This window comes from Candidatus Hepatincolaceae symbiont of Strigamia maritima (assembly GCF_055505085.1).
This window is the reverse complement of sequence record NZ_DBKDTU010000193.1, coordinates 1-6,529: the sequence shown is the minus strand read 5'-3', so window position 1 is coordinate 6,529 and position 6,529 is coordinate 1. Positions and strand designations below refer to the sequence as shown.

General features: G+C 32.8%; 3 protein-coding genes. 1 reads left to right on the top strand and 2 read right to left on the bottom strand.

The genetic code is table 11. The annotated features are described in order from the left end of the window. The coding region (locus ACQCX0_RS05270) for a YqgE/AlgH family protein (RefSeq protein WP_462563121.1) at positions 1 to 416 on the top strand (416 nt) is incomplete at its 5' end. Between the two features lie 189 nt (positions 417 to 605). Here ACQCX0_RS05270 and ACQCX0_RS05265 read toward each other — a convergent pair. Together ACQCX0_RS05265 and ACQCX0_RS05260 are read right to left on the bottom strand one after the other, a co-directional pair. Beyond that, positions 606 to 3,956 carry a type ISP restriction/modification enzyme gene (locus ACQCX0_RS05265; RefSeq protein WP_462563120.1) on the bottom strand — a complete coding sequence of 1,117 codons (3,351 nt, stop codon included), beginning with the start codon at positions 3,954 to 3,956 and terminating at the stop codon, positions 606 to 608. A 315-nt stretch (positions 3,957 to 4,271) separates the two neighbouring features. Continuing rightward, on the bottom strand, positions 4,272 to 6,446 hold the full coding sequence (locus ACQCX0_RS05260; RefSeq protein WP_462563119.1) for an ATP-dependent DNA helicase RecG: 2,175 nt from the start codon (positions 6,444 to 6,446) through the stop codon (positions 4,272 to 4,274). Between the last annotated feature and the right edge of the window lie 83 nt (positions 6,447 to 6,529).

Genomic DNA, 6,529 nt, shown 5'->3' with positions numbered 1-6,529 from the left:
TTGCTAAAAATATTAAATCTGATTTAAAAGAAGAAGATATAGAAAATAATAGTATTCCCGTAGTATTAGGCGGTCCTGTTAACACCAATAACGTTTTTATTCTGCATTCTAATGAATATTTTATTAAGGGGACTATTAAAATTACAGAAGATATTTATATGACTAATCATCCTAATATAATCATAGATATGATATCACATAAAGGTCCGCTAAAATCTTTAATTTCTATCGGTTGCTCTAATTGGGTAGCCGGACAATTAGAAAAAGAACTCATAGCCGATTCTTGGCTGGTTTCAAATATAGATTCTAGTATTATCTTTAATGTGCCTTTTTATAAAATTTGGGAAGAATTTTACCAAGAAATGAAAATTCCCACTAATGTCGCTTTCTTTAACCATAGTGTTGAGAAAATTTAACTTGAAATTTTACCTTTTTGTTAGATTTCTGTGTGTTTTTAACAAAACACTCTATTTATAGTGCGTAAACATGGTGTACTAGGCTTTTATAATGTAGAAGGGTATGTTTCGCAAGGAAGGTATGGAACCTACCTAAACACACATAGTCTGCTAAAAAGTAGAGATTATTTTTTACCAAAAAGGTAGAATTTAAATTAGTGCCGAGAGGATATTATCTATTTTAGATTGTAAGGTAATAGTTAAAGTTAGGGTAGAGATAACTTTTTGCAAATGCTGTAATTCTGTATTACTTAAGGTACGACCTTTTCTGGCTTTAAGGTAGCGTTCCAGTACTTTTCCGGCAATTTCATAATTATATACTCTTAAAGTAATATTGTTAAAGTAAGTATGGGCATTAATATAGAGTTTTTGCTCTTTTTGATTGTAAGATACACTAGTTACTGCTAAATCTATTCCAATTGGTTGGCTATGTTGATAGTCTGTATGGGGTTTTACTTCTTCTAGAAGGTGAGCATCTATTAATTTCTGCCCAAGCTTGCTGAGTTCTTCAAAAAGGGGTTTATCTTTGAAGAAGATAACTCTAGGGAAGTCTATTTTTAGGTATTCTAAGTATTTTTCTCTGTAAAGGTTGGAATAGAGAACTGCGTAGATATAACCCAAGATTTCTTGCGGTTGATAGTGTTGTTGATAGAGTTTAAAGAGGTATTCTTTAAACGTAGTTTGCAAATTATCCCCGCTAATGACCCGATCATAAATTTCTTTTTTAGTGCCACTCCGCCTTACTTTTCTGGTGGTAACTTCAGTTAGGTATAACGGGGCGGTGTAGCTTGTACCACCTATAGTACATTTATCTAGAATAGTATTGTGTACTAAACTATTAGTATAGCTAGTTATTCCGGAAGAATGTCTAATAAAACTAATCCCAATATTAGGTATTAAAAAGTGCTGCATTACTTCGTAACAAGGTCTTGCTAAAAAACCTTTATGTTTGGAATAATAAGTATATCTATTATCAAAAGGTCTGTAAGATACTTCTTTTATCTGCCCCTCCTGATATAAAGCTAAGATAGCCTTATCTAACACCCAATCAGTATCTTTAGGGATATTATATTTTGCAGTTAATCTACTAAGATCACCTTTTTTAAAATCTAGAATTAAATCTCCCAATTCCTGTTTGTTATAATGTATAGTTAAATAGTCTCTTTTACTGTTAATACCACTGTTATACTCCCCAAAAATCTCCGTTACCGAGACACCCTCACCATAACTCACTAAATTTTCTTGCTGAATTGGTTTAAAAAAAGATAAAGGGTCTGTAAATCTGCTTTTACCCCAGTTAGTTTGTTGAAAGTTTTGGTTAAAATTAGCAATGTCTAGTTCCTCCCATTCTGTGGTACTAATATTATTAAGATTGAGATAATGCTTTTTCTCTGCACGTCTGCCCCAAATATCTTGATAGTAAACTCTAGTTTCTGCCCTACCACCGGTATCTACACCCTCTGCTATTATGCCTGTTACCCCACCATCTAACCTGCTATACCAATTGTTAATCCCCTTAACTAAAATCAGAATAGCCACCCCCTGCTTAATATCAAAGATGTTTTGATCTATATCTCCTTCAGGAGTTTTTTCTTTCTTATTACTATCTCCGTGGAGGTTTAGTACATAAATCTTGTTAAACTCTGACATTAGAGATGTACGCATCTTTCTGTGGGTTAACCCATCTATAAAAGAGTTATTCACTATAATTGCAATTATCCCTTGCTTTTGTTGCTCTAACTTGTGCTGGGCAAATCTTATAAACTTTAAGTAATCATCATCTAAAGGTTGTATATTTTGCTCATCCACAGGCTTGTAACTTTGCATTAACTCCCCGATAAAGGTTAGCTTGCCTTTTTTATCTTTACTCGGGTTTTGAGAACTGGCATTATAGGGAGGATTCCCCAAAACCACCATAATAGGTTGTGCCTCTTTAATCCGACAGGCTTCCTCGCCTTCACTACTTAATTCGGGCATAAATAAGTCTGCCTGCGGAGTTAGGGTGGTGAGGGTATTAGTGAGATAAATTTGTAGCCTCTCGTGGGGACTCATCTGATACCCTTCCTCTTTTAAGTATTCTGATAATTTTAAATGTGCCACTGCATAGGGTGCAATTAGGTATTCAAAGCCGTAAATATTCTTTAAGAGATGCTCCTTAATTAACCCCTCTTTGAAAGAGCTATTTTGTGGTAGATTCTCTAGGATTTCCCGAAATACCTTAAGTAGAAAAGTACCGGTACCTGTGGCAAAGTCTAGGGTTGAAACTTTAGTATCTGCTAGTCCTTCTACTAAATTAAAATCTCTTTTTAGGATTATATTTACTGATTCTACAATATATTTTACAGCCTCAGGTGGAGTGTAGAAAACCCCTCGGTTGATTTTTACAGTTTTATCGTACTGTAAGAGAAAATCCTCATAGAAATAAAGGTAAGGGTCTTGTACTTTGGGATTCCGAAAGGATAAACTCTCCCCCACGGAATAACTATCAATATTATTAATAATGTTGAAGAGTTCTTCTAATAACCAAGCACATTTATGTGCTATCGGCTTTTTAGGGTTCGCTAGCACCTTTAAGAACTTGATCATCTCTGCAATTAGATTGAAAGAACCACTTACATATTGCTCTACATTATAAATGTTAAGAAGTTCACCTGAAGGGGTATTTAGTTTAGCTAAAAATAAACTATAGGCAATTACTTGGGCGAAGGTATCGGCGAATTCTTCTGCATCTAGCTCATTACTAAGGTTATTTCTTAAAGATACGTATAACCCGTAGAGTTCACCGCGTTCTTCTTTGCGTTGTAGGTTAAGTTCCTCAGAGAGATACTGTTTTAATAAGGAAGCTCTAACTGCTAATTCTTGAGCTAACTGATTAGTGGTACCGATTTTAGGAGGAGCACTCTGAATAAATCTATTAAAGATCTCATTAAATTTTGCCAGTTTTTCAGGGGTGATTTCCTCAGGATGATAAAACTCTTTCAGAGATAGCAATACTTCGGCTTTAATGATTTTTTCTTTAGTTTGAGTAGTGTTTGCACCCCTGATTGAGGCACTAATAGTATCGCTACCTGTGAGGGGCTTGCTAGTTGTAGCCTTGCTAAATAAGTTAGTATTTCCGAAATAAATAAACTTTAAATAATTAGTAACAATTAAGTTTTTAGTGATACTTAAATAGGTTTTAATTTGCTCTGTTTCTTCAATATTACTCATATTAGATACATCTAAGGATTTTGTTTCAAGATATCCGATGATTAATCCTTTATGCTTAATAGCAAAATCCGGTGCTGCCCTTTGAGTTCCCTCATTATTTTCTTCTTTAGTTGTTGGTTCTACGTAAATAAAACTTGGCTCTTCGATAATTTCATATTCTTTGGGTAAGATTTCCTTTAGAAAATTGTGCAATATGTTTCTATAACCATGTTCACGTCGTACCCCCCTCTTATATAAATCTACCACGTCTTTGGCATACTTATTTAGCTCTGCTTTACTTACTTTTATCACTGCCTTGGTTCCCTGTTCTACCCTTATTGCTTTTTTACTCTTAATTTCTTCCTTTACTATTCTAACTTTAATATATTTATTTTAAAAGGGTTTCTGATGTAATAAAAATTATTATGAAAATACACTATATTCAAACTATCCATAAAGATACTAATCCCTTTATAATTCCTATTCTTTAGTAAAGTTACATCCTAATAATTGAAAAATTTTAGAAGTTAAAGGACTTTTTACAAAAATTTTCTTGGGCAGAGCTGATTATGAGTGGTATGGAGTATAGTATGTGTTATAATTAAATGCTACCGGTGGAGTGGTTATTTATCCGCTTCTAATTGCTTGGTTATTAATAGTAATTTGAAATACTTTAAGCAGTAATGCATAAGTATTTTTTTCAGTTAGGGTTAGAGGTTTACTAAAAATAGCTTTTACCTGAGTAATAATCGGCATTAAATAGCTTGAATGATAGGTTAAATCTAAAATCTTAAAATAATTAAAGCCACTTTGTTCTAATCCTAGAATATTACCGGCTCCGCGTAGGATAAAATCCTGTTCGGCAATAAAGAATCCATCTAAAGAAGCTTTTAAGATAGTTATTCTTTTTTTAGCATTTTTGGAAAGCTTTGTCCCATAGAGTAGAATACAAATTCCTACTTTTGCTCCTCTGCCAACTCTTCCTCTGAGTTGGTGTAATTGAGCAAGCCCAAAATTCTCGGCATTCTCAATCACTATAATATTACTATCTTGAACATCTACCCCTACCTCTATTACGGTAGTACTAACTAATATTCCTGCTTTTAGAGCTATAAACTCATTGAAGACTTTCTGTTTTTGCTCACTTGAGAGTTTCCCGTGTAAGAGCAAGATATTGCTATGCTTAAGTTGTTCTTTTAAATAAAGATAGCGTTGTTCTGCAGAGGTTAAATTAAGTATCTCTGAGTCTTCAATTAGCGGACAAACCCAAAAAATTTTTTGATTATTACTCAGTGCCTTACTAATACTCTCTAAAAAATCACTAAGTTTATTTAAGCTAATACTCCTAGTAATAATAGCTTTTCGCTCTGCGGGCTTTTCTTTAATTTCAGTAGTTTTAATATCTCCGTACAAAGCCAAAGCTAGGGTTCTGGGAATAGGGGTTGCGGTGGTTAGAAGTAAATGCGGATTATTACCTTTCTTTAGTAAAACTAGGCGTTGTTCTACCCCGAACCGGTGTTGTTCATCTATAATTACAAAACCTAGTTTATGAAATAAAACATCCCCCTGTAATAAAGAATGAGTTCCTATGATTACTTTAGTAATCCCTGTTTTAATATCATTTAAGATAGCAGTTCTTTTTCTACCTTTTTCCTTAGAACTTAAATAAGCAATTTCAACATTCAACATTTTTGCATAGGTTTGAAAGTTTAAGAAATGTTGTTTAGCAAGAATTTCCGTAGGAGCCATTAGAACTGCCTGAAACCCAGCTTCAACTACAATTAACATACCATAAAAAATTACAATGGTTTTACCGCTCCCAACATCCCCTTGTAATAATCTAAGACTTTGTTGCTCTGCTTTAAGGTCATCTTTAATATCAAGAATGGCTTTTTTTTGATCGTCAGTTAAAGTAAAAGGAATCAGGTTAGAGAGCTTTTTAGTTAAACTTTTATTACCCTTAATAATATTTCCACTTACAATTTGTTTGGCAGTTCTTAAATTAGCTATAGCAAACTGATGAGCAAACATCTCGTCAAGTGCTAGTCTTTTCAAAGCCAAATTATGCTGGTTAATTTCTACTGCAGTAAGATTGTTTGGAATAATATTGTTAGGTTTGGTATTGGTGTTAGTATGCTTATTAATACTGGGATGTGAAACTGCATCCTCAATATCACTACTATTATGAATCCTAAGGAGTGCTTCCTTAAAGGAGGGTAATTTTTCACGTGCTAAAAAAGCCGGATTCCACCATTCTGGGACATCAGTATTTTCTAGCAATTTTAGAGCTAAATCAATCAGTAAAGAGATCTTTTTATTACTAATACCTGCGGTTAAGGGATAGATTAACTTGCTCTGAGAAATATTTGTAAAATTAAAATTGTTAAGAATTTTGGGATGATTCATAGTTAATTTTTTATTATAAACTTCAATAACCCCTTCAAGAATTAACTTCTGATTAAGAACAAATTTAGTTTCAAGATAAGATTTATAATAATGAAAAAAATTCAAAGAAATTTCCTGATTATTATTATCCTTACAGAGTATTTTATAAGGTATTTTTACAAAAACATTTTTTTTAGGGAAATGCTCTACAGGGGTTAATTCTATAATAATAGTTTGACCAAGGCTTGCCTCATGCAGAGTTTTACAAACTTTTGTTCTCTCTACTTTTAGAGGGATATGTAATAAGAGGTCTATTACCCTAAGAATTTTTAATTGCTTTAATTTTACAGCTACATTCTCCCCTACCCCTTTAAGGGTGGTAATTTCTGCAAATAAAGTATTCAGATTCGCTGTCATATTTAATCTATGTTTATAGAATATTAGCTTTTTTAATATAAACTATATATAATAATAAAGAATAATAAATAACTAATTTTTAT

Bases quoted from the DNA above. Each gene is read 5' to 3' on its own strand.
- ACQCX0_RS05260 (WP_462563119.1), bottom strand. From the start codon at position 6,446: ATGACAGCGAATCTGAATACTTTATTTGCAGAAATTACCACCCTTAAA.